The 21,245-nt window shown below is 63.9% G+C and carries 17 protein-coding genes and 1 tRNA gene; all 18 read left to right on the top strand.

The features are described from left to right. A partial coding sequence (locus AB4118_RS33240; RefSeq protein WP_441493760.1) for an EF-Tu C-terminal domain-related protein occupies positions 1-515 on the top strand: 515 nt, incomplete at its 5' end. A gap of 133 nt (positions 516-648) precedes the next feature. Next, positions 649-724: transfer RNA gene (locus AB4118_RS33235), tRNA-Trp, on the top strand. A gap of 80 nt (positions 725-804) precedes the next feature. Beyond that, a complete protein-coding gene (locus tag AB4118_RS33230) occupies positions 805-1,629 on the top strand; it encodes a class I SAM-dependent methyltransferase (protein WP_441493761.1) in 825 nt (274 codons plus the stop codon). 7 nt (positions 1,630-1,636) lie between these two features. Then, positions 1,637-1,831 (top strand): preprotein translocase subunit SecE, encoded by a 195-nt coding sequence (gene secE, locus AB4118_RS33225; protein ID WP_043237138.1) that lies wholly within the window; start codon positions 1,637-1,639, stop codon positions 1,829-1,831. Positions 1,832-1,844: 13 nt separating this feature from the next. Then, positions 1,845-2,378, top strand: a complete 534-nt coding sequence (gene nusG, locus AB4118_RS33220) for a transcription termination/antitermination protein NusG (protein ID WP_043237137.1) — start codon at positions 1,845-1,847, stop codon at positions 2,376-2,378. A 107-nt stretch (positions 2,379-2,485) separates the two neighbouring features. Further along, entirely contained in the window at positions 2,486-4,096 is a 1,611-nt protein-coding gene (locus AB4118_RS33215; protein WP_441493759.1) for a methyl-accepting chemotaxis protein, read from the top strand. Further along, positions 4,093-4,710, top strand: coding sequence for a cytochrome b (locus AB4118_RS33210; protein WP_441493758.1), 618 nt, complete (start codon positions 4,093-4,095; stop codon positions 4,708-4,710). The genes AB4118_RS33215 and AB4118_RS33210 overlap by 4 nt, the downstream gene beginning before the upstream one ends. 155 nt (positions 4,711-4,865) lie before the next feature. Further along, complete coding sequence (rplK, locus tag AB4118_RS33205) at positions 4,866-5,297, top strand: 50S ribosomal protein L11 (protein WP_069880157.1); 432 nt, start codon at positions 4,866-4,868, stop codon at positions 5,295-5,297. 13 nt (positions 5,298-5,310) lie between these two features. Next, positions 5,311-6,009: a 50S ribosomal protein L1 gene (gene rplA, locus AB4118_RS33200; protein WP_043237132.1), complete on the top strand. Its 699-nt coding sequence runs from the start codon at positions 5,311-5,313 to the stop codon at positions 6,007-6,009. A 500-nt stretch (positions 6,010-6,509) separates the two neighbouring features. Then, positions 6,510-7,025 (top strand): 50S ribosomal protein L10, encoded by a 516-nt coding sequence (rplJ, locus tag AB4118_RS33195; protein WP_043237131.1) that lies wholly within the window; start codon positions 6,510-6,512, stop codon positions 7,023-7,025. A gap of 53 nt (positions 7,026-7,078) precedes the next feature. Beyond that, a complete protein-coding gene (rplL, locus tag AB4118_RS33190) occupies positions 7,079-7,456 on the top strand; it encodes a 50S ribosomal protein L7/L12 (protein ID WP_043237129.1) in 378 nt (125 codons plus the stop codon). A gap of 274 nt (positions 7,457-7,730) precedes the next feature. Next, on the top strand, positions 7,731-11,852 hold the full coding sequence (gene rpoB, locus AB4118_RS33185) for a DNA-directed RNA polymerase subunit beta (RefSeq protein ID WP_441493757.1): 4,122 nt from the start codon (positions 7,731-7,733) through the stop codon (positions 11,850-11,852). Positions 11,853-11,978: 126 nt separating this feature from the next. Then, complete coding sequence (gene rpoC / locus AB4118_RS33180; RefSeq protein WP_069880160.1) at positions 11,979-16,160, top strand: DNA-directed RNA polymerase subunit beta'; 4,182 nt, start codon at positions 11,979-11,981, stop codon at positions 16,158-16,160. A 160-nt stretch (positions 16,161-16,320) separates the two neighbouring features. After that, positions 16,321-17,451, top strand: a complete 1,131-nt coding sequence (locus AB4118_RS33175) for a helix-turn-helix transcriptional regulator (RefSeq protein WP_441493756.1) — start codon at positions 16,321-16,323, stop codon at positions 17,449-17,451. Between the two features lie 574 nt (positions 17,452-18,025). Continuing rightward, positions 18,026-18,397 (top strand): 30S ribosomal protein S12, encoded by a 372-nt coding sequence (rpsL, locus tag AB4118_RS33170; RefSeq protein ID WP_038358286.1) that lies wholly within the window; start codon positions 18,026-18,028, stop codon positions 18,395-18,397. A 72-nt stretch (positions 18,398-18,469) separates the two neighbouring features. After that, complete coding sequence (rpsG, locus tag AB4118_RS33165; protein ID WP_043237120.1) at positions 18,470-18,940, top strand: 30S ribosomal protein S7; 471 nt, start codon at positions 18,470-18,472, stop codon at positions 18,938-18,940. Between the two features lie 33 nt (positions 18,941-18,973). Then, positions 18,974-21,049 carry an elongation factor G gene (fusA, locus tag AB4118_RS33160; protein WP_441493755.1) on the top strand — a complete coding sequence of 692 codons (2,076 nt, stop codon included), beginning with the start codon at positions 18,974-18,976 and terminating at the stop codon, positions 21,047-21,049. 47 nt (positions 21,050-21,096) lie between these two features. After that, a partial coding sequence (locus AB4118_RS33155) for a GTP-binding protein (RefSeq protein WP_441471810.1) occupies positions 21,097-21,245 on the top strand: 149 nt, incomplete at its 3' end.

The following is a 21,245-nucleotide window of genomic DNA, read 5'->3' as shown; positions in this document are numbered from 1 at the left end:
GTGGCACGGTGGTGACCGGTCGCGTCGAGCGCGGCATCGTCAAGGTCGGCGAGGAAATCGAGATCGTCGGCCTGAAGGACACCGTGAAGACGACGGTGACCGGCGTCGAGATGTTCCGCAAGCTGCTGGACCAGGGCCAGGCTGGCGACAACATCGGCGCGCTGCTGCGCGGCACGAAGCGCGAGGACGTCGAGCGCGGCCAGATTCTGTGCAAGCCGGGTTCGGTGAAGCCGCACACCAAGTTCAAGGCTGAGGCCTACATCCTGACGAAGGAAGAGGGCGGCCGCCATACGCCGTTCTTCACCAACTACCGCCCGCAGTTCTACTTCCGCACGACGGACGTGACCGGCGTGGTGCACCTGCCTGAGGGCACCGAGATGGTGATGCCTGGCGACAACATCACCATGGAAGTGCACCTGATCGTGCCGATCGCGATGGAGGAGAAGCTGCGCTTCGCCATCCGCGAAGGCGGCAGGACCGTCGGCGCCGGCGTCGTCGCCAGCATCATCGCCTGATCGACAGCGCGCCATCGCGTTCGGAAAGGGCGGCGGAAACGCCGCCCTTTCTTTTTGCTCACAGCCTTGTCGACATCGGTTCTTTTTCGACTTGAAATGCGCGGCGGGTTGGGGCAAAGCACTGCGCGACTACAGGGGTGTAGCTCAGTTGGTAGAGTACCGGTCTCCAAAACCGGGTGTCGCAGGTTCGAGCCCTGCCGCCCCTGCCAGTCTCGCGATCGTACTGCGATGACGCAGAACATCTACGGCGACGAGACCTTTTCCAAGGTTACAGCCAGCTCCACGCTCGATCCACGGTCTTGACGTCGCCCCCGAGTGGGATGCGCTGCGCCGCCTCCTGCCGGAACTGCGCGGCAAGCGCGTGCTCGATCTTGGCTGCGGTTTTGGCTGGTTCTGCCGCTGGACAGCCGGGCAGGGCGCGGCGAGCGTCCTGGGCGTCGAGCTTTCCGAGCGGATGCTGGCGCGGGCTCATGCGGAGACGCGCGACCCGGCAGTGTCCTATCTCAAATCTGATCTGGAGCAGTTCAGCCCGGAGGCGGAGGCCCTCGACCTGGCCTACAGCTCGCTCGCTTTCCACTATCTGACGGGGCTCGAAAGTTGGCTTGCCCGAGTTCATGCAGCACTCGCTCCTGGTGGCGTGCTGGTCTGCTCCGTCGAGCACCCGATAATGACGGCGCCCCGGCACCAGGATTGGTCAAGCGACGCATCGGGGCTGCCGACATGGCCGGTCGGGGCCTATCTCGACGAAGGGCCGCGCCGGACGAACTGGCTGGCCGAGGGCATCATCAAGCAGCATAGAACGATCGGAACCTATCTCCAGTTGTTGCTGGCGGCCGGATTCATCCTGACCCATCTCGAGGAATGGGGGGGCCGGTCCGGATCAGGTTGGCGAACATCCGGAGTGGGCGAGGGAGCGCGAACGTCCGCCCTTCCTGCTGATCGCCTGGCCGCAAGCCCGCAGCACCCCGAGGTTGACGAGAGCGCTCGGATCAAAAGCGCTTGGCTAACGTGCCGGAGCGTTGTAAGAGGCCTCATGACGGCGCGCGGCTCCCTGAGCCCCGCGCCGCGAATCTTTCAGGACGTCCGAATCGGGCGCGGCCCGAAACCGAGGTGACCACTCAATGGCGAAGTCCAACCCCTTCCAGTTCCTGCAGGAGGTGCGCTCGGAGGCCGCGAAGGTTACCTGGCCGTCGCGGCGCGAGACGCTGATCACCACCGGCCTCGTCTTGGCCATGGTCGTGGCTGCGAGCCTGTTCTTCCTCTTTACCGATACGATCATTCGCTGGTCGCTCGGTTTCATCCTTGGCGCACGCTGAGCGGAGTTTTGACGTGAGCACCCGCTGGTACATCGTCCACGCCTATTCCAACTTCGAGAACAAGGTCGCGCAGTCGATCCGCGATCAGGCGGCGCAGCGCAATCTCGCCGACAAGTTCGACGAGGTGCTGGTCCCGACCGAGAAGGTCGTCGAGGTTCGTCGTGGCCGCAAGGTGGACGCCGAGCGCAAGTTCTTCCCGGGCTACGTCCTGGTGAAGTGCGAGATGACCGACGAGGTCTATCACCTGATCAAGAACACGCCGAAGGTCACCGGCTTCCTGGGGGCCGACAAGGCCAAGCCCATGCCGATCCCCGAGCATGAGGCGATGCGGATCAAGGGCCAGGTCGCCGAGGGCATCGAACGCCCGAAGCCGACGGTGGTCTTCGAGGTTGGCGAGCAGGTCAAGGTTGCCGACGGCCCCTTCGCCTCGTTCAACGGTGTCGTCGAGGACGTCGATCACGCACGCGCCCGCCTCAAGGTCGCGGTCTCGATCTTCGGCCGCGCCACGCCGGTCGAGCTCGAATACGGCCAGGTCGAGAAGATCTGATCGCGCTCTTGCACGAGGGCCGCATTTTTCTGCGGCAGCTTGTTGGTTAAGGCACTTTTAAGCGATGCTGACGCAAGGTCCGCGCCGAAAATCCGGCGCGGGCTTGCATGTTTCCGAAGAGCTTCAAGGCAACTGTCGGTCAGCGTCTTGCCGTCTGGGGCGCGCTGCTTGGTCTTGTTGCGCTTCTCCTTGCCGCCGCCGATGTCGTCAGCTCGATCCGCCTGACGCAATTCTCGCGGGATCTGGTGGCTTATGCTGGCGCGGGTGATGCGCTCGCCCAAGCCGATTCCGCCTATCAGCGGCTGAACGCCTCGCTTCTGTCCGATAGCGGGCCGCCCGCGGAGAAAGCCGATATCGAAGTGGTGGCGCGGAGCGTCGCCGATATCGCCATGCGCCTTCACGGCTCCGTCCATGCGCGCGCGCAGGAGGCTGTCGATCTTCTCGGAGAGCTGTCGGGGCAGGTCGGATCGGACCATATCGGAGCGCGCGAATCGCTGAAGCGGCTCGCCGCGAAGCGCAACGAACTGCGCGTCGCCTTGAACGAGGGCATGACCGAGGTCAGCGGTCGGCTGGCTCTGCATGTCGACAACGCCCGGCAGAACAAGCTGCTGCTGTCGCTGCTCGGCATGTTCCTGGTCGTTCTCGTCATCACGCTGGAATATCGCTGGCTGGTGCGGCCGATCACCGGGATGGCGCGCGCCCTGGGCTCGGTCGAGCGGGACCGGGCCTGGATCGGCAAGCTGGCGATCCGGCGCGATGAGATCGGCATGCTGGCGCGGGCGCTGCTGGCCCATCTGCGCGGCGAGCAGGCCCAGCAGGAGGCGGCCAAACAGCGTCTCGAGGTGCTGTCGCACGAGGTCGAGCGGCGTGACCGTCTCCAATTGCAGGGGCAGGCCTTCCAGCAGCGCATCGCTTCGATTGCAACGGTGCTGGAGCAACATGCGGCGCGCATGTCGGGCGCGTCGGGCGAGCTCGCACGCTTTTCGGGCTCCGTGGACGAGCGAGCGGCCGCCGCAGCCGGCTCGACGCAGCGGGCCTCGACCCATGTCGACGATGTCTCGCGCTCGCTGATCGATATCTCGCGCCTGTTGACGACGACGGCTGGCGAGGCACAGCGGACGACAGAGGTTGCGACCGCCGCCAAGGTGTTGGTCGAGGAGGCCACGGCCGATACGGTGGTGCTATGCGAGGCGGTTGGGGCAATTTGGGAGATCATCAAGATCATCGGTACGGTCGCGAACCAGACCAATCTGCTCGCACTCAACGCCACGATCGAGGCGGCCCGGGCCGGAGAGAGTGGCCGCGGCTTCGCCGTGGTTGCAGCCGAGGTCAAGCAGCTGGCAAACCGCTCCGCCGAAGCGACCGATCAGGTCCGGAGCGGGCTCGATTCGATCAATGTCGCGGCTCAGCGCATCACCATGCGGGTCGGTGCGCTGGTCACCTCGGTCAACCAGGTGGAGCGCGCTGCCGATTCGATCGCCGATCTGGCACGCAAGCAGGATGCGAGCTCTCGCTCGATCAGCGAGAGCACAAGCAAGACCGCCGGCGATGTCCGCCTCCTGGCTGATCAGGTCGAACAGGTCGCCGGCATGGTCGAGGATTGGCGTCGGACTGCCGAGACGGTCACGCACGCGTCTGCCGATCTCGGCCGCCAGGCTGCCGAACTCCGTCAGACCGTCGATGGCTTCATGTCCGAGACGCAACGGATGCGCGCATGACCATGCCGATATCGCCGTCCCGGGAGGGGCTTGTGGTGGGCGCCGCCGCGCATCGCGCGGGGCAGCGCAGCTTCCCGTTCCTGGCAAAGCTGCTGCACTGGGCCACCGCGGTGCTGGTCCTCGTGCTCTTCTGCTCCGGTGTCTTGATGAAGCAGATCGGCGATGGGCCGATGGCGGACACGCTCTACACCTTGCACAAGACGACCGGTGCGGGGCTGTTCGGGCTCGTGCTCTTCCGCATGGCCTACAGGGTGCTCGCGCGCCTGACCGGTCACTGGCGGGAAGGGGGCGGAGACAGGGCGGTCCATGGCGTGCTCTATGCCGCGCTGATCATCGTGCCGATGCTCGGCTGGGCCGGCGTGTCCGATTTTGGTGCGCGGGAACTCGCCCTTGGCCTGACGCTGCCGGCGATCTGGCCGGAAGGGGCCGGCTATTCCGAGCAACTGCTCAAGAGCCATGCCTGGCTTGCCTTCGTCCTGATGGGGCTGGTCGTCTTGCACATCGGCATTGCGCTCGGCGACTATGTCCAGCGGGGTGCGGGGCGCTCTTCAAGGGCGGCCGCGAAGATGCCGCAGCGCGAAAGCTCTTCCCCTTCGTTCCCGAGTATGCCATAGGCCGCGCCTCACATGCGTGGAAGGCGTGCCGGTTTGCCAACCGGAATTCCTCGCCGCACCACGCTCTGCAACCACCCCGGCCCGGGACGCGTTTTGTCCGGGAGGGGTCGTCGTCGTTCCGGTAGGCACCGGTTCGGACGGCAGGAGCAGCCATCATGGCAAAGAAGATCACGGGCTACGTGAAGCTTCAGGTTCCGGCGGGCGCGGCCAATCCGTCGCCGCCGATCGGTCCGGCGCTGGGTCAGCGCGGCCTCAACATCATGGAATTCTGCAAGGCCTTCAATGCGAAGACCGCGCAGATGGAAAAGGGCATGCCGATCCCGGTGATCATCACCGCGTATCAGGATCGCTCCTTCACCTTCGAGATGAAGCAGCCGCCGGTTTCGTACTTCCTCAAGAAGGCGGCCGGCCTGACCTCGGGTTCGAAGACCCCGGGTCGCGGCGGCAATGTCGGCAAGGTCACCTCGGCGCAGCTCAAGGAGATCGCCGAGAAGAAGATGGCCGATCTGAACTGCGATAACGTCGAATCGGCCGTGGCCATGATCCGGGGTTCTGCCCGGTCCATGGGCCTGGAAGTCGTGGGCTGAGGGGAACGGATCAATGGCACACGTCGGAAAACGCGTCGTCAAGGCCCGTGAGGGCATCGACCGCACCAAGCTCTACCCGCTCACCGAAGCCGTCGCCCTGATCAAGGGCCGCGCCACCGCCAAGTTCGACGAGACCGTCGAAGTTGCGATGAATCTCGGTGTCGATCCGCGTCACGCCGACCAGATGGTCCGTGGCGTCTGCAACCTGCCGAACGGCTCGGGCCGCGTCCTGCGCGTCGCCGTGTTCGCTCGTGGCGCCAAGGCCGAGGAGGCCAAGAAGGCCGGGGCCGACGTCGTTGGCGCCGAGGAACTGGTCGACATCGTCTCGAAGGGCACGATCGATTTCGATCGCTGCATCGCGACCCCGGACATGATGCCGCTCGTCGGCCGCCTCGGTAAGGTGCTCGGCCCGCGCGGCCTGATGCCGAACCCGAAGGTCGGGACGGTGACCATGGACGTGACCAGCGCGGTTGCAGCCTCCAAGGGTGGCTCGGTCGAGTTCCGCGTCGAGAAGGCCGGCATCGTGCATGCCGCCGTCGGCAAGGTCTCGTTCACGGCTGAGAAGCTCGAAGAGAACATCCGTGCCTTCGCGGATTCGGTTGCCAAGGCGAAGCCCGCCGGCGCCAAGGGCACCTATGTCCAGCGCGTCGCGATCTCCTCGACCATGGGTCCGGGCGTCAAGATCGAGCCGAACACGGTTCTGGGCGGCTGATAGGCTCCCATGCGGCCGGCTTCGCGCCGGCCGCAAGCTCGTCTTGATCTCGCGGGATCAAGACACCACTTGGCAGAAGCGAGGGAAGTCGCTATGACATCCCGATGTTTCCATAAGTGATCAGGGCTTCCGCGTGCTTTGCACGAGGAGGTCCGTTTCGCGTTTTTCGACGGTTTACCGTCGAAGAATGGGTTTTTCGGGCGCGCGGAGCGATCTTCGTGCCGGAATCACCCAGTCCTGTCTGAGACTGCAGGTGCGCTTCGGGTTCGCCCGAGGGCATAATTTCGCCAAGAGGCCTGCATAGACGGTGCAAGAGCTTACCCGAGGTCGAGAGACCTCGAGACGGTTCGAACCATCTCGCCCGACCGTGGCTGATGCCGGGGAAGGGGACAGGGCACTGAGCGTCGCGCATGTGACCGGCCGGTGTCAATCGGCCTAGCCTGCGCGACAAGTGCAACTGGCGGCAAGGTTTCGTCTTGCCGCCTACCGGAGAGAGCCCAGTGGAAAGAGCGGCAAAGAATGATGCCGTCGCGACACTGAACGGCGTGTTCGCAAACACGTCGGTCGTTGTTGTGGCCCACTATGCGGGTTTGACGGTGGCACAGTTCCAGAAGCTTCGTCGTGAGATGAAGGCCAATGGCGCCACTGTGAAGGTCGCAAAGAACCGGCTGGCCAAGATCGCTCTTGAAGGCACCGACGTCGCGTCCATCAGCCCCCTGCTGAAGGGCCCCACCCTGATCGCTTATTCCAGCGATCCGGTCGCGGCGCCGAAGGTCGCCGTCGCTTTCGCCAAGGACAATGACAAGCTTGTCATCCTCGGTGGCGCGATGGGCAAGACCTCCCTGAACCCGGATGGTGTCAAGGCCCTGGCCACGATGCCCTCGCTCGACGAACTGCGCGCCAAGTTGCTCGGCCTTCTCCAGGCCCCGGCAACCAAGATCGCTCAGCTCTCGACAGCGCCTGCTGCAAAGCTCGCTCGCGTGTTTCAGGCATATGCCGACAAGGATGCGGCCTGAGGCCGTCTGCCAACCTGATCAACGTTCGAACCTCTTTATCGTAGGAACATACCATGGCTGATCTTGCTAAGCTCGTTGACGAGCTGTCCTCCCTGACCGTCCTCGAGGCCGCTGACCTCGCCAAGCTTCTCGAAGAGAAGTGGGGCGTTTCCGCTGCTGCCGCCGTCGCTGTTGCGGCTGGCCCGGCCGGTGGCGCTCCGGCTGCCGCTGTTGAAGAGCAGACCGAGTTCACTGTCGTTCTCGCCGCCGCCGGCGACAAGAAGATCGAAGTGATCAAGGAAGTCCGCGCCATCACCGGTCTCGGCCTGAAGGAAGCCAAGGATCTGGTGGAAGCCGCTCCGAAGCCGCTCAAGGAAGGCGTGACCAAGGACGAGGCCGAGAAGCTCAAGAAGCAGCTCGAGGCCGTCGGCGCCAAGGTCGAGCTCAAGTGAGCAGGGCCGGCTGATGCCGGTCCGACCCTAGTCGTACACGACAGTCCCGGGGCGGTCTTCCGCCTCCGGGGCTGTTGCGTCGTTTCCGGCAAGCGGAATGCGGCGCAAGGAATGCAAGAGGCTTTCCGGGGCACGAGCTCCATCGGGAAGGCCAGTTCAGTTGATGTCGGCGCGCCGAAGCGCCGAACGGCTCCCCCGGCGGCCTGTGGCTGCCAAGACTGGTCCGCGAGCGGGCCGCCGGGTGAGCCGTCCGAGAGAGATCGCGAGGAACAACATGGTCAATTCGCTCCAGGGCCGCAGACGCGTCCGCAAGTTCTTCGGAAAACTCAAGGAAGTCGCGCAGATGCCGAACCTCATCGAGGTTCAGAAGGCGTCTTACGACCAGTTCCTGATGGTGGACGAGCCCAAGGGCGGCCGCTCCGACGAGGGCCTGCAGTCCGTCTTCAAGTCGGTGTTCCCGATCGGCGATTTCGCTGGCGCTTCGCTGCTCGAATTCGTGAAATACACCTTCGAGCCGCCGAAATACGACGTCGACGAATGCCGTCAGCGCGGCATGACCTTCTCGGCCCCGCTCAAGGTGACGCTGCGCCTGATCGTGTTCGATATCGATCCCGACACCCAGGCGAAGTCGGTCAAGGACATCAAGGAGCAGGATGTCTACATGGGCGACATGCCGCTCATGACGGATAACGGCACCTTCATCGTCAACGGCACCGAGCGCGTGATCGTCTCGCAGATGCACCGTTCGCCGGGCGTGTTCTTCGATCACGACAAGGGCAAGACCCATTCGTCGGGCAAGCTGCTCTTTGCCGCGCGCATCATTCCCTATCGCGGCTCCTGGCTCGACATCGAGTTCGACGCCAAGGACATCGTCTACGCGCGTATCGACCGGAAGCGTAAGATCCCGGTGACGTCGCTGCTGTTCGCCCTCGGCATGGACGGCGAGGAGATCCTCAGCCGCTTCTACAACCACATCGCCTACGCCAAGGATAAGCAGGGCTGGCGCGTTCCCTACGACGCCGAGCGCATGAAGGGCTTCAAGGCGACGGTCGACATGATCGACGCCGACACCGGCGAGGTCGTGGTCGAGGCCGGCAAGAAGCTGGTCGCCCGTACCGCCCGCCAGCTCGCCGAGAAGGGCCTGAAGTTCCTGCGCGCCACTGACGAGGATCTCTACGGCCAGTACATTGCCGAGGATCTGGTCAATCCGGCGACCGGCGAGGTCTTCGCCGAGGCGGGCGAGGAGATCAGCGAGAAGCTGCTCAAGCTCCTGACCGATGAAGGTTTCGACGAGATCCCGGTGCTGGATATCGACCACATCACGGTCGGTCCCTACATCCGCAACACGCTCAACGTGGACAAGAACTCGCGCCGCGAGGAAGCGCTGTTCGACATCTACCGCGTGATGCGTCCCGGCGAGCCGCCGACGCTCGAGACCGCCGAGAACATGTTCCAGTCGCTGTTCTTCGACTCGGAGCGCTACGACCTTTCGGCCGTCGGTCGCGTGAAGATGAACATGCGTCTCGATCTCGACGCCGAAGACACCGTGCGCATCCTGCGCAAGGAGGACATCTTCGCGGTCGTCAAGGCGCTGGTCGACCTGCGCGATGGCAAGGGCGAGATCGACGACATCGACCATCTCGGCAACCGCCGTGTGCGCTCGGTCGGCGAGCTCATGGAGAACCAGTACCGCCTGGGCCTGCTGCGCATGGAGCGCGCCATCAAGGAGCGCATGTCGTCGGTCGATATCGACACGGTGATGCCGCAGGACCTGATCAACGCCAAGCCGGCGGCTGCCGCCGTGCGCGAGTTCTTCGGCTCGTCGCAGCTCTCGCAGTTCATGGACCAGACGAACCCGCTTTCGGAAGTCACTCACAAGCGCCGTCTTTCGGCGCTTGGCCCGGGTGGTTTGACCCGCGAGCGCGCCGGCTTCGAGGTGCGCGACGTGCACCCGACCCATTACGGCCGCATCTGCCCGATCGAAACGCCGGAAGGTCCGAATATCGGACTGATCAACTCGCTCGCCACCTTCGCGCGGGTGAACAAGTACGGCTTCATCGAGAGCCCCTACCGCCGCATCCGCGACGGCCAGCTCACCGACGAGATCATCTATCTCTCGGCGATGGAGGAGGCGAAGTACAACGTCGCCCAGGCGAACGCCGCGACCGATGCGAGCGGCCGTCTGACCGACGACCTGATCGTTTGCCGCCGCGCCGGTGAAGTCATCGTCACGCCGGTCGACAAGGTCGACTTCATGGACGTGTCCCCGAAGCAGCTCGTTTCGGTCGCCGCCGCGCTGATCCCGTTCCTTGAGAACGACGACGCCAACCGCGCGCTGATGGGCTCGAACATGCAGCGCCAGGCGGTGCCGCTGGTTCGTGCCGACGCGCCCTTCGTCGGCACCGGCATGGAAGCGGTCGTCGCCCGTGACTCGGGTGCCGCCATCGCTGCCCGCCGCGCCGGCATCGTCGACCAGGTCGACGCGACGCGTATCGTTATCCGCGCCTCCGACGAGATGGACCCGACCAAGCCGGGCGTCGACATCTACCGTCTGCAGAAGTTCCAGCGCTCGAACCAGTCGACCTGCATCACGCAGCGTCCGCTGGTGCGCGTCGGCGACATGATCAAGAAGGGCGACATCGTCGCCGACGGCCCGTCGACGGAGCTCGGCGAACTGGCTCTCGGCCGCAACGTGCTCGTCGCGTTCATGCCGTGGAACGGCTACAACTTCGAGGACTCGATCCTGCTCTCGGAGAAGATCGTCTCGGAAGACATCTTCACCTCGATCCATATCGAGGAGTTCGAGGTCATGGCCCGCGATACGAAGCTCGGCCCTGAGGAAATCACGCGCGACATTCCGAACGTTTCGGAAGAGGCGCTGAAGAACCTCGACGAAGCCGGCATCGTCTATATCGGCGCGGAAGTCGCTGCGGGTGACATCCTGGTCGGCAAGATCACGCCGAAGGGCGAAAGCCCGATGACGCCGGAAGAGAAGCTTCTGCGCGCCATCTTCGGCGAGAAGGCTTCGGATGTCCGCGACACCTCGCTGCGTGTTCCGCCGGGCGTGCAGGGCACCATCGTCGAAGTGCGCGTGTTCAATCGCCACGGCGTCGACAAGGACGAGCGCGCCCAGGCGATCGAGCGCGAGGAGATCGAGCGTCTTGCCAAGGACCGCGACGACGAGCAGGCGATCCTGGACCGCAACACCTTTGCGCGTCTGGCCGAGATCCTGACCGGCAAGACCGGCCTTGCTGGTCCGAAGGGCTTCAAGAAGGACACGGTCATCACCCGCGAGGGGATGAGCGAGTTCCCGCGTTCGCAGTGGTGGTTGTTCGCCGTCGGCGACGACGCCCTGATGACCGAAATCGAGGCCATGCGGAAGCAGTACGACGAGTCGAAGAAGCGCCTCGAGCAGCGCTTCCTCGACAAGGTCGAGAAGCTACAGCGCGGCGACGAACTGCCTCCGGGCGTGATGAAGATGGTCAAGGTCTTCGTCGCCGTGAAGCGCAAGATCCAGCCGGGCGACAAGATGGCCGGCCGTCACGGAAACAAGGGCGTCGTCTCGCGCATCGTTCCCGCCGAGGATATGCCCTTCCTCGAGGACGGAACCCATGCCGACATCGTGCTGAACCCGCTCGGCGTGCCGAGCCGCATGAATGTCGGTCAGATCCTGGAAACCCATCTGGGCTGGGCCGCTGCCGGTCTCGGCAAGCAGATCGCCAAGGCCATCGACGTCTACAAGAAGGCGCATGACGGCAAGGCTCTGCGGGCAAGCTTCGAGGCCGTGTATGGCGACAACGAGATCGTTGCGTCGATGGACGATGCGGAGCTGGTCGAGATGGGCCAGAACCTGCGCCGCGGCGTTCCGATCGCGACCCCGGTCTTCAACGGCGCCAAGGAGTCGGACATCGAGCATCTGCTCGAGCAGGCGGGGCTCAACAAGTCCGGTCAGGTCACGCTCTATGACGGACGGACCGGCGAGCCCTTCGATCGCAAGGTCACGGTCGGCTACATCTACATGCTGAAGCTGCACCACCTGGTCGACGACAAGATCCACGCGCGTTCGATCGGCCCGTACTCGCTCGTGACCCAGCAGCCGCTGGGCGGCAAGGCGCAGTTCGGCGGTCAGCGCTTCGGCGAAATGGAGGTCTGGGCGCTCGAAGCCTACGGCGCCGCCTACACCCTGCAGGAAATGCTGACGGTGAAGTCGGACGACGTGGCGGGCCGCACCAAGGTCTACGAGTCGATCGTGCGCGGCGAGGACAATTTCGAGGCGGGCATCCCCGAGAGCTTCAACGTTCTCGTCAAGGAAATGCGCTCGCTCGGCCTCAATGTCGAATTGATCAGCAACAAGCAGAAGCCGGGCGAATTGCCGCCGGCCGAAGCTGCCGAATAAGGGGGCGGGCCCAAACGGGCCGCCTCGAGACGAACACAGCATGCCGGCGACACTCACGCCGCCGGCTTATTCGCATGATGGCCGGGCAGGGCGGTTCACTCCCCCGCCGGCGGCAGGAGACAGGCGATGAAGCAAGAGGTCATGAACCTTTTCGGCCAGCAGCCGACACAGCAGGCGTTCGACGCGATCAAGATCTCGATCGCGAGCCCGGAAAAGATCCTGTCGTGGTCCTATGGCGAGATCAAGAAGCCCGAGACCATCAACTACCGTACCTTCAAGCCCGAGCGCGACGGCCTGTTCTGCGCCCGCATCTTTGGGCCGATCAAGGACTACGAGTGCTTGTGCGGCAAGTACAAGCGCATGAAGTTCAAGGGCGTGATCTGCGAGAAGTGCGGCGTCGAAGTGACGCTCGCACGCGTCCGGCGCGAGCGCATGGGCCATATCGAACTCGCCGCTCCGGTTGCCCATATCTGGTTCCTGAAGTCGCTGCCGTCGCGTATCGGCCTGCTGATGGACATGCCGCTCAAGGAACTCGAGCGGGTGCTCTATTTCGAGTCGTATGTCGTCATCGAGCCGGGCCTGACGCCCCTCAAGGACCGTCAGCTCCTGTCCGAGGAGGAGTATGTCCGCTGCCAGGAAGAGTATGGCGCTGACACCTTCACGGCGATGATCGGCGCGGAAGCCATCCGCGAGATGCTGCGCGCGCTCGATCTCGACAAGATCAACATGGATCTGAAGCACGAGATCGCGACGACGACCTCGGAGCTGAAGCCCAAGAAGCTGATGAAGCGCCTCAAGATCATCGAGGCGTTCCAGGAATCTGGCAACAAGCCGGAATGGATGGTGATGACCATCGTTCCGGTGATCCCGCCGGATCTGCGTCCGCTGGTGCCGCTGGATGGCGGCCGCTTCGCGACCTCGGATCTGAACGATCTCTATCGCCGCGTCATCAACCGCAATAACCGCTTGAAGCGCCTGATCGAGCTGCGTGCGCCGGACATCATCATCCGCAACGAGAAGCGGATGCTGCAGGAATCGGTCGACGCATTGTTCGACAACGGCCGCCGCGGCCGGGTCATCACGGGTGCCAACAAGCGCCCGCTTAAGTCGCTTGCCGACATGCTGAAGGGCAAGCAGGGCCGCTTCCGGCAGAACCTGCTGGGCAAGCGCGTCGACTATTCCGGCCGTTCGGTCATCGTCGTCGGCCCGGAGATGAAGCTGCACCAGTGCGGCCTGCCGAAGAAGATGGCGCTCGAGCTGTTCAAGCCGTTCATCTATGCGCGTCTCGATGCGAAGGGCTACTCGACCACGGTCAAGCAGGCCAAGAAGCTGGTCGAGAAGGAGAAGCCGGAAGTCTGGGATATCCTGGACGAGGTCATCCGCGAGCATCCGGTTCTGCTGAACCGCGCTCCGACGCTGCACCGTCTCGGCATCCAGGCCTTCGAGCCGGTGCTGATCGAAGGCAAGGCGATCCAGCTTCACCCGCTGGTCTGCGCCGCGTTCAACGCCGACTTCGACGGCGACCAGATGGCCGTGCACGTCCCGCTGTCGCTCGAGGCGCAGCTGGAAGCGCGCGTGCTGATGATGTCGACCAACAACATCCTGCACCCGGCGAACGGCCAGCCGATCATCGTGCCGTCGCAGGATATCGTGCTCGGCCTGTATTACCTCTCGATCATCTCGGATGGCGAGCCAGGCCAGGGCAAGATCTTCGGCGATTTCGGCGAACTCGAATACGCGCTGCACGAGAAGGTCGTGACGCTGCATTCGAAGATCAAATATCGCTGGACCGGCGTCGGCCAGGACGGCAAGTCCTACACCAAGATCTACGACACCACGCCCGGCCGCGTGATCCTCTCGACCGCGCTGCCTGAGCACCCGGCCGTGACCTTCGACGTCGTCAATCGCCTGATGACGAAGAAGGAGATCTCCGGAATGATCGACGCCGTCTATCGCGGCTGCGGTCAGAAGGAATCGGTCATCTTCTGCGATCGCGTCATGGGCCTCGGCTTCAAGCACGCCTTCAAGGCCGGCATCTCCTTCGGCAAGGACGACATGGTCGTGCCGGAGAACAAGTGGGAGATCGTCGACACCACCCGTGCGCTCGCCAAGGACTACGAGCAGCAGTACCAGGACGGCCTGATCACCCAGGGCGAGAAGTACAACAAGGTCGTCGACGCCTGGGCGAAGTGCTCCGACAAGCTCGCCCAGGAGATGATGGCGCGCATCTCGACCGTTAAGAAGGACGAGAACGGCCGCGATAAGCCGATCAACTCGATCTACATGATGAGCCACTCGGGTGCCCGTGGTTCGCCGGCCCAGATGCGCCAGCTCGCCGCCATGCGCGGCCTGATGGCCAAGCCGTCCGGCGAGATCATCGAGAGCCCGATCATCTCGAACTTCAAGGAAGGCCTGGACGTGCTCGAGTACTTCAACTCGACGCACGGTGCCCGTAAGGGTCTGGCCGATACCGCGCTCAAGACGGCGAACTCGGGTTATCTCACCCGCCGTCTCGTCGACGTGGCGCAGGATGCCATCATCTCCGAGGTCGATTGCGGCTCGGATAACGGCATCAAGATGCGCGCCATCATCGATGCCGGTCAGGTGGTGGCTTCGCTCGGCATCCGCATCCTCGGCCGCTCTGCGGCGGAGGATGTCACGGATATCGACGGCAACGTCCTCGTGCCGAAGGGTACGATGATCGAGGAAAGCCATATCGAGAAGATCAACGCTGCCGGCGTCCAGGAGGTGAAGATCCGTTCGGTTCTCACCTGCGAGACCAAGAATGGCGTCTGCGCCACCTGCTACGGGCGCGATCTTGCCCGCGGCACGCCCGTCAACATGGGTGAGGCGGTCGGCGTCATCGCGGCACAGTCGATCGGTGAGCCGGGTACGCAGCTCACCATGCGTACCTTCCACATCGGCGGCGCGGCGACGATCGCGGACCAGTCGTTCATCGAGTCCAATTTCGAGGGCACGGTGAAGATCCGCAACCGCAATGCGGCGCGCAACTCGGATGGTGACCTGATCGCCATGGCGCGCAACATCGCCATCGTGATCGTCGGTCCGGACGGCGCCGAGCGCGCGGTGCACCGTGTCCAGTTCGGCTCGAAGATGCGGGTCGACGAAGGCGATAAGGTCAAGCGCGGCCAGCGCCTGGCGGAGTGGGATCCCTATTCCCGCCCGATCCTGGCCGAGGTGGACGGCTCTGTCGGCTACGAGGATCTCGTGGACGGCATGTCGATCACCGAGACGACGGACGAGGCGACCGGCATCAGCAAGCGCGTCGTCATCGACTGGCGTGGGTCGGCCCGGACGTCGGATCTGCGTCCGGCGATCACGGTGCACGGCCCTGACGGCAAGGTTGCGAAGCTCGCCCGCGGTGGCGAAGCCCGCTACATCCTGCCCGTCGACGGCATCATCTCGATGGAGCCGGGCCAGATGACCAAGGCCGGCGACGTGCTCGCCCGTGTCTCGACCGACTCGGCCAAGACCCGTGACATCACCGGCGGTCTGCCGCGGGTGGCGGAACTGTTCGAGGCACGTCGTCCGAAGGACGCTGCGATCATTGCCGAAAAGGCCGGCGTCATCGGCTTCGGCAAGGACTACAAGAACAAGCGCCGGGTCACGCTGACCCCGCATGACGGCTCGGACGGGCTCGAGTACCTGATCCCGAAGGGCAAGCACATCCATCTCCAGGACGGCGACGTCGTCGAGATGGGCGACTACATCCTGGACGGCAATCCGGCTCCGCACGATATCCTGGCGATCAAGGGCGTCGAAGAGCTCGCGGCTTATCTCGTCAACGAGATCCAGGAGGTCTATCGCCTCCAGGGCGTGGGCATCAACGACAAGCACATCGAGGTCATCGTCCGGCAGATGCTGCAGAAGATCGAGATCACCGAGTCCGGTGATACCGACATCATCACCGGCGACCAGATCGATCGGATCGAACTGGAGGAGATCAACGCCAAGATGCGCGAAGAGGGCAAGAAGCCGGCCAGCGGCGTTCCGGTCCTGCTCGGCATCACCAAGGCGAGCTTGCAGACGCGCTCCTTCATCTCGGCGGCGTCGTTCCAGGAGACCACCCGCGTCCTCACCGAGGCGGCGGTCAACGGCAAGTACGATACCCTCGAAGGCCTCAAGGAGAACGTCATCGTCGGCTCGCTCATCCCGGCCGGCACGGGCGCCCAGGTTGCCCGTATCAAGCAGGTGGCGTTGCGCCGCGACGATCTGATCGTCGGCCAGAAGGCGGATGCGGCGGCCAAGGCTGCAGCTGCTGCGGCGGTGCTTCCGGCCGCCGAATAAGGCGCTGCCGAACACGACTTGCGAAAGGGCCGCCTTCGGGCGGCCCTTTTTGTTTGGCGCAGGCTCTCCGGCCTGTTCATGGCGGCCTCAGCTACGAAAGGAGAATTTCGCCTCCGCGACCAGCTGTGATCTAACATGTTAATCAGTTGGGAGTTCGTCGATGGACGGTCAGCGCTTTGTCAGTGCGGTGGAGGCGGTCTATGCGGCCGCGGCCACGCCGTCGCTTTGGCCCGCCGCTCTGCAGGCCATTGCCGATTGCTTCGACGATGTCGGCGCCGTGATGATCTACCAGCGGGACGATGGCAGCTACGGGATCATTGTCTCGCCGAGCCTCGCCGAGGGGCAGAAGGAGTATGACCGGGACGAATGGTGGCGGCACGATGTGCGCTTCGCCCGCTCGCGCGAGAGGGGATACCTGACCCGGAGCGATGCGATCACCGAACGTCACATCGCAACGTCCGAGGAACTCGAAACCCTGCCGTTCTACAGCCAGTTCCTCAAGCGCCAGGGGCTGAAATGGTTCGCAGGCGTCAGCATCTCGCCGGACCCCCATGTCGCCGTTGCGCTCTCGATCCAGCGCGCCGACAGCAAGCCAGCCTTCGCCGAGGAGGAGCTCGCAGCACTCAGCCAGCTGGGGCGGCATGTCGAGAATGCGCTCAGGCTCGGCATCCGCCTGATCACCGCGGAAGCGACCCAGCATTCACTGGCCGACGTGCTGGCGCGGCTGAGCGTCGGGGTGTTCTTGCTCGATGCAACCGGTCACGTGATTTTCGCAAACCCCGTCGCGGAGCAGTTATGCGGTGATGCGCTGCTGATCTCGCAAGGTCGACTGGCGGCGCGCTCCGTCCTGCAGCAGGAGGCCTTGTCCGAAGCGATCGCACGAGCGGGCGCGGCGAGTGCCGATACCTTGACGGCGGTGCCGCGGCCGCTGCTGATCCCCGGACTGGATCGAGATGGGACGCTTGCCGTGCATGTCCTGCCGGTCTGCACACCCACCGCCACGGGCGTAGAGCGCATGCTCTCAGAGACCAGTGTGATTGCCGTTGTGACCAGCGCGCAGCCAGGCGAGCCCGCCGATCCGGCGCTCGTGCGCGACCTGTTCGGCCTCACATTGGCCGAGGCCCGGATCGCTGCGCTCGTCGGCGCAGGACTTGCCCCTCGCAACGCGTCCCAGGCCCTGGGAATCTCGGAGGAGACGGCGCGGACCACGCTCAAGCGCGTCTTCGCCAAGGTGGGCGTTTCCCGCCAGAGCGAGCTATCCGCCCTGCTGGTCAGACTGGTGCTGCGCTAGCCCCGTTCGGCTGATGAGATCATACTGCGGCAATCGCACCCGAAGATCACCGCTCCCAAATGGGAGTTGCCTGGACCGCAACCCGTCGACGCATGATTGGTTGGGAAGAGGGGAGTGGCTATGGTGGTGTTGCGAGGCGTTTCGCTCTACCTTGCCCTGACGGCATTGGTGATCTTCACCCTCAGCCGCCTGCCGACCTCCGGGGGGCCATGACGGCCGAGCCGGCCCTTAGCAGGGTGGTGGTTAACGCTTTCCCTGCGAATGCGAATTCGGGGTTGACGCGAATCTCCACCTGAGTCATAAGCGCGCCACTGTCGACGGTTGTCGGACACGTTTGTCGCTTGCCTCTGCTGCGAGCGAATTTCGCGACCGAAACGCCGTCGTAAATTCCTGCGTCGATTGACGACATGGCAAGACGCATGAATGCGGACGAGTTCCGTGTTCCTCTGCATGGCGAGCGCGCCTGAGGCACCCGAGGGGAGCCGACGGCGCGGCTTCGTTTATGTCATGGCTTTGACCGGTTCGGGGAGCGACCGAAAAGAATTCCAACCGCTCAGTGGAGCGAGAGGCCAGAATGCCGACAATCAGCCAGCTGATCCGCAAGCCGCGCTCGCCCGTCAAGGCGCGCAACACCGCTCCGGCGCTTGAGTCCTGCCCGCAGAAGCGCGGCGTTTGCACCCGCGTCTATACGACCACTCCGAAGAAGCCGAACTCGGCGCTTCGTAAGGTTGCCAAGGTGCGTTTGACCAACGGCTTCGAGGTCATTGGCTACATCCCGGGTGAGGGTCACAACCTTCAGGAACACTCCGTGGTGATGATCCGCGGCGGTCGCGTCAAGGACTTGCCCGGCGTGCGCTACCACATCCTGCGCGGTGTGCTCGATACGCAGGGCGTCAAGAACCGCAAGCAGCGCCGTTCGAAGTACGGCGCCAAGCGTCCTAAGTGATTTTCTGCCCGACCGCCGAGGCTTGATGCTGAGGCGGTTCGCAGCTTTTGAGATTTGACCGGAGACTAGACGATGTCCCGCCGCCATAGCGCCGAAAAACGCGAAGTTATCCCGGACCCGAAGTTCGGTGATATCGTGGTCACGAAGTTCATGAACTCCGTGATGTACGAAGGTAAGAAGTCGACCGCAGAGCGGATCGTCTACGGCGCTTTCGACATCATCGAAGGCAAGACGAAGAGCGACCCGCTTTCCGTCTTCAAGAGCGCTCTCGAGAACGTCGCCCCGGCGATCGAGGTTCGCTCGCGTCGTGTCGGTGGCGCGACCTATCAGGTTCCGGTCGAGGTTCGCACCGAGCGCCGTCAGGCGCTGGCGATCCGCTGGCTGATCTCGGCTGCTCGCGGCCGTAACGACAAGACCATGGTTGAGCGTCTCTCGGCCGAGCTGATGGACGCGGCGAACAACCGCGGCAACGCGGTGAAGAAGCGTGAAGACACGCACCGGATGGCGGAAGCCAACCGCGCCTTCTCGCATTACCGCTGGTAATCCGCGGCACCCGACGAAAGACAGAGCACTCTCATGCCCCGTTCCCATCCCATCGATCGGTACCGCAACTTCGGTATCATGGCGCATATCGACGCCGGCAAGACGACGACGACCGAGCGTATCCTGTTCTATACCGGCAAGTCGCATAAGATCGGCGAAGTCCATGATGGCGCGGCCACCATGGACTGGATGACGCAGGAGCAGGAGCGTGGCATCACGATCACCTCCGCCGCGACGACCTGCCTGTGGCGCGACCATCGCCTGAACATCATCGACACCCCTGGCCACGTCGACTTCACCATTGAAGTCGAGCGTTCGCTGCGCGTGCTCGATGGTGCCGTCTGCGTGCTCGACGGCAACCAGGGTGTCGAGCCCCAGACTGAAACCGTCTGGCGCCAGGCCGACAAGTACGACGTTCCGCGCGTCGTCTTCGTCAACAAGATGGACAAGATCGGCGCCGATTTCTATCGCTGCGTCCAGGACATCATTGACCGCGTCGCCGGCAAGCCGGTCTGCCTGCAGATCCCGATCGGTTCGGAGGCGGAATTCGCCGGCGTCATCGACCTGGTGAAGATGAAGGCGATCGTTTGGAACGGCGAAGCGCTGGGCGCCTCTTTCGAAGAGAAGGAGATCCCTGCCGATCTCGCCGACAAGGCTGCCGAGTATCGTGGCAAGCTGGTCGAAGCCGCCGTCGAGATGGACGATGCGGCGATGGAAGCCTATCTCGAAGGCACCGAGCCGTCTGCCGACACGCTGCGCCAGCTGGTCCGCACCGCGGTCCAGCGTCGCGCCTTCCACCCCGTGCTCTGCGGCTCGTCCTTCAAGAACAAGGGCGTTCAGCCCCTGCTCGACGCGGTCGTCGATTACCTGCCGTCGCCGGTCGATCGTGGCGACATCAAGGGCATCGATTTCAAGACCGAAGAAGAGACCGTTCGTCATCCGCGCGACGAAGATCCCTTCTCAATGCTCGCCTTCAAGATCATGGACGACCCCTTCGTCGGCACGATCACGTTCTGCCGCGTCTACTCGGGCAAGATCGAGACCGGCGCCGGCGTGATCAACTCGACGCGCGACAAGAAGGAACGTGTCGGTCGCATGCTGCTGATGCACGCGAACAACCGTGAAGACATCAAGGAGGCTTTTGCCGGCGACATCGTCGCCCTGGCCGGCCTCAAGGATGTCCGTACCGGCGACACGCTGTGCGACCCGACCCATGCGGTCATCCTGGAGCGGATGGAGTTCCCCGAGCCGGTCATCACGATCGCGATCGAGCCGAAGTCCAAGGCCGACCAGGAGAAGCTGGGCCTGGCCCTGTCGAAGCTCGCGAACGAGGATCCGTCCTTCCGCGTCTCGACCGATCAGGAGAGCGGCCAGACCATCCTGAAGGGCATGGGCGAACTGCATCTCGACATCAAGGTCGACATCCTGAAGCGCACCTACAAGGTCGACGCCAATATCGGCGCGCCTCAGGTTGCCTATCGCGAGACGCTGACCAAGAAGGCCGAGGTCGACTACACCCACAAGAAGCAGACCGGTGGTACGGGCCAGTTCGCCCGCGTCAAGCTGGTCATCGAGCCGAACGAGACCGGCAAGGGCTTCGAGTTCGAGTCGAAGGTCGTCGGCGGCTCGGTGCCGAAGGAATACATCCCCGGCGTCGAAAAGGGCCTGAACTCGGTCATCGGTTCGGGCGTGCTCGCCGGCTTCCCGGTGGTGGACGTCAAGGTGACGTTGATCGACGGTGCCTTCCACGAAGTCGACTCGTCGGCCCTGGCCTTCGAAATCGCCTCGCGGGCTGCACTTCGCGAAGGTCTGCAGAAGGGCGGTTCCGTGCTGCTCGAGCCGATCATGAAGGTCGAAGTCGTGACCCCGGAAGACTATACCGGTTCGGTCATCGGCGATCTGAACTCGCGTCGTGGCCAGATCCAGGGCCAGGACATGCGCGGCAACGCCGTCGTCGTCAACGCGATGGTGCCGCTGGCGAACATGTTCGGCTATGTCAACCAGCTGCGCTCGTTCAGCCAGGGACGCGCCAACTACACGATGCAGTTCGACCACTACGAGCAGGTTCCTTCGGCGGTCGCCGCCGAGGTTCAGGCCAAGTACGCCTGATCCACCCATTCGACTGAACATTTGAACAAGATCTGACGGAGGCTACGATGGCCAAAGAGAAGTTTGCGCGGACGAAGCCGCACTGCAATATCGGAACGATTGGTCACGTTGACCATGGCAAGACGTCTTTGACGGCTGCGATCACGAAGGTTCTGGCTGAGTCGGGCGGGGCGTCGTTCACGGCGTATGACCAGAT

The organism is Allobosea sp. 2RAB26 (assembly GCF_052115465.1).
Classification (GTDB): Bacteria; Pseudomonadota; Alphaproteobacteria; order Rhizobiales; family Beijerinckiaceae; genus Allobosea.
The sequence above is the reverse complement of the archived record's forward strand: the minus strand, read 5'-3'. Positions and strand labels throughout refer to the sequence as shown.

What these genes read in the sequence shown, in the direction of transcription:
- secE (WP_043237138.1), top strand. Translation starts at nt 1,637, where the DNA reads ATGGCGAAGTCCAACCCCTTCCAGTTCCTGCAGGAGGTGCGCTCGGAG.
- AB4118_RS33215 (WP_441493759.1), top strand. Translation starts at nt 2,486, where the DNA reads ATGTTTCCGAAGAGCTTCAAGGCAACTGTCGGTCAGCGTCTTGCCGTC.
- AB4118_RS33210 (WP_441493758.1), top strand. Translation starts at nt 4,093, where the DNA reads ATGACCATGCCGATATCGCCGTCCCGGGAGGGGCTTGTGGTGGGCGCC.
- rplK (WP_069880157.1), top strand. Translation starts at nt 4,866, where the DNA reads ATGGCAAAGAAGATCACGGGCTACGTGAAGCTTCAGGTTCCGGCGGGC.
- rplA (WP_043237132.1), top strand. Translation starts at nt 5,311, where the DNA reads ATGGCACACGTCGGAAAACGCGTCGTCAAGGCCCGTGAGGGCATCGAC.
- rplL (WP_043237129.1), top strand. Translation starts at nt 7,079, where the DNA reads ATGGCTGATCTTGCTAAGCTCGTTGACGAGCTGTCCTCCCTGACCGTC.
- rpoB (WP_441493757.1), top strand. Translation starts at nt 7,731, where the DNA reads ATGGTCAATTCGCTCCAGGGCCGCAGACGCGTCCGCAAGTTCTTCGGA.
- rpoC (WP_069880160.1), top strand. Translation starts at nt 11,979, where the DNA reads ATGAAGCAAGAGGTCATGAACCTTTTCGGCCAGCAGCCGACACAGCAG.
- AB4118_RS33175 (WP_441493756.1), top strand. Translation starts at nt 16,321, where the DNA reads ATGGACGGTCAGCGCTTTGTCAGTGCGGTGGAGGCGGTCTATGCGGCC.
- rpsL (WP_038358286.1), top strand. Translation starts at nt 18,026, where the DNA reads ATGCCGACAATCAGCCAGCTGATCCGCAAGCCGCGCTCGCCCGTCAAG.
- rpsG (WP_043237120.1), top strand. Translation starts at nt 18,470, where the DNA reads ATGTCCCGCCGCCATAGCGCCGAAAAACGCGAAGTTATCCCGGACCCG.
- fusA (WP_441493755.1), top strand. Translation starts at nt 18,974, where the DNA reads ATGCCCCGTTCCCATCCCATCGATCGGTACCGCAACTTCGGTATCATG.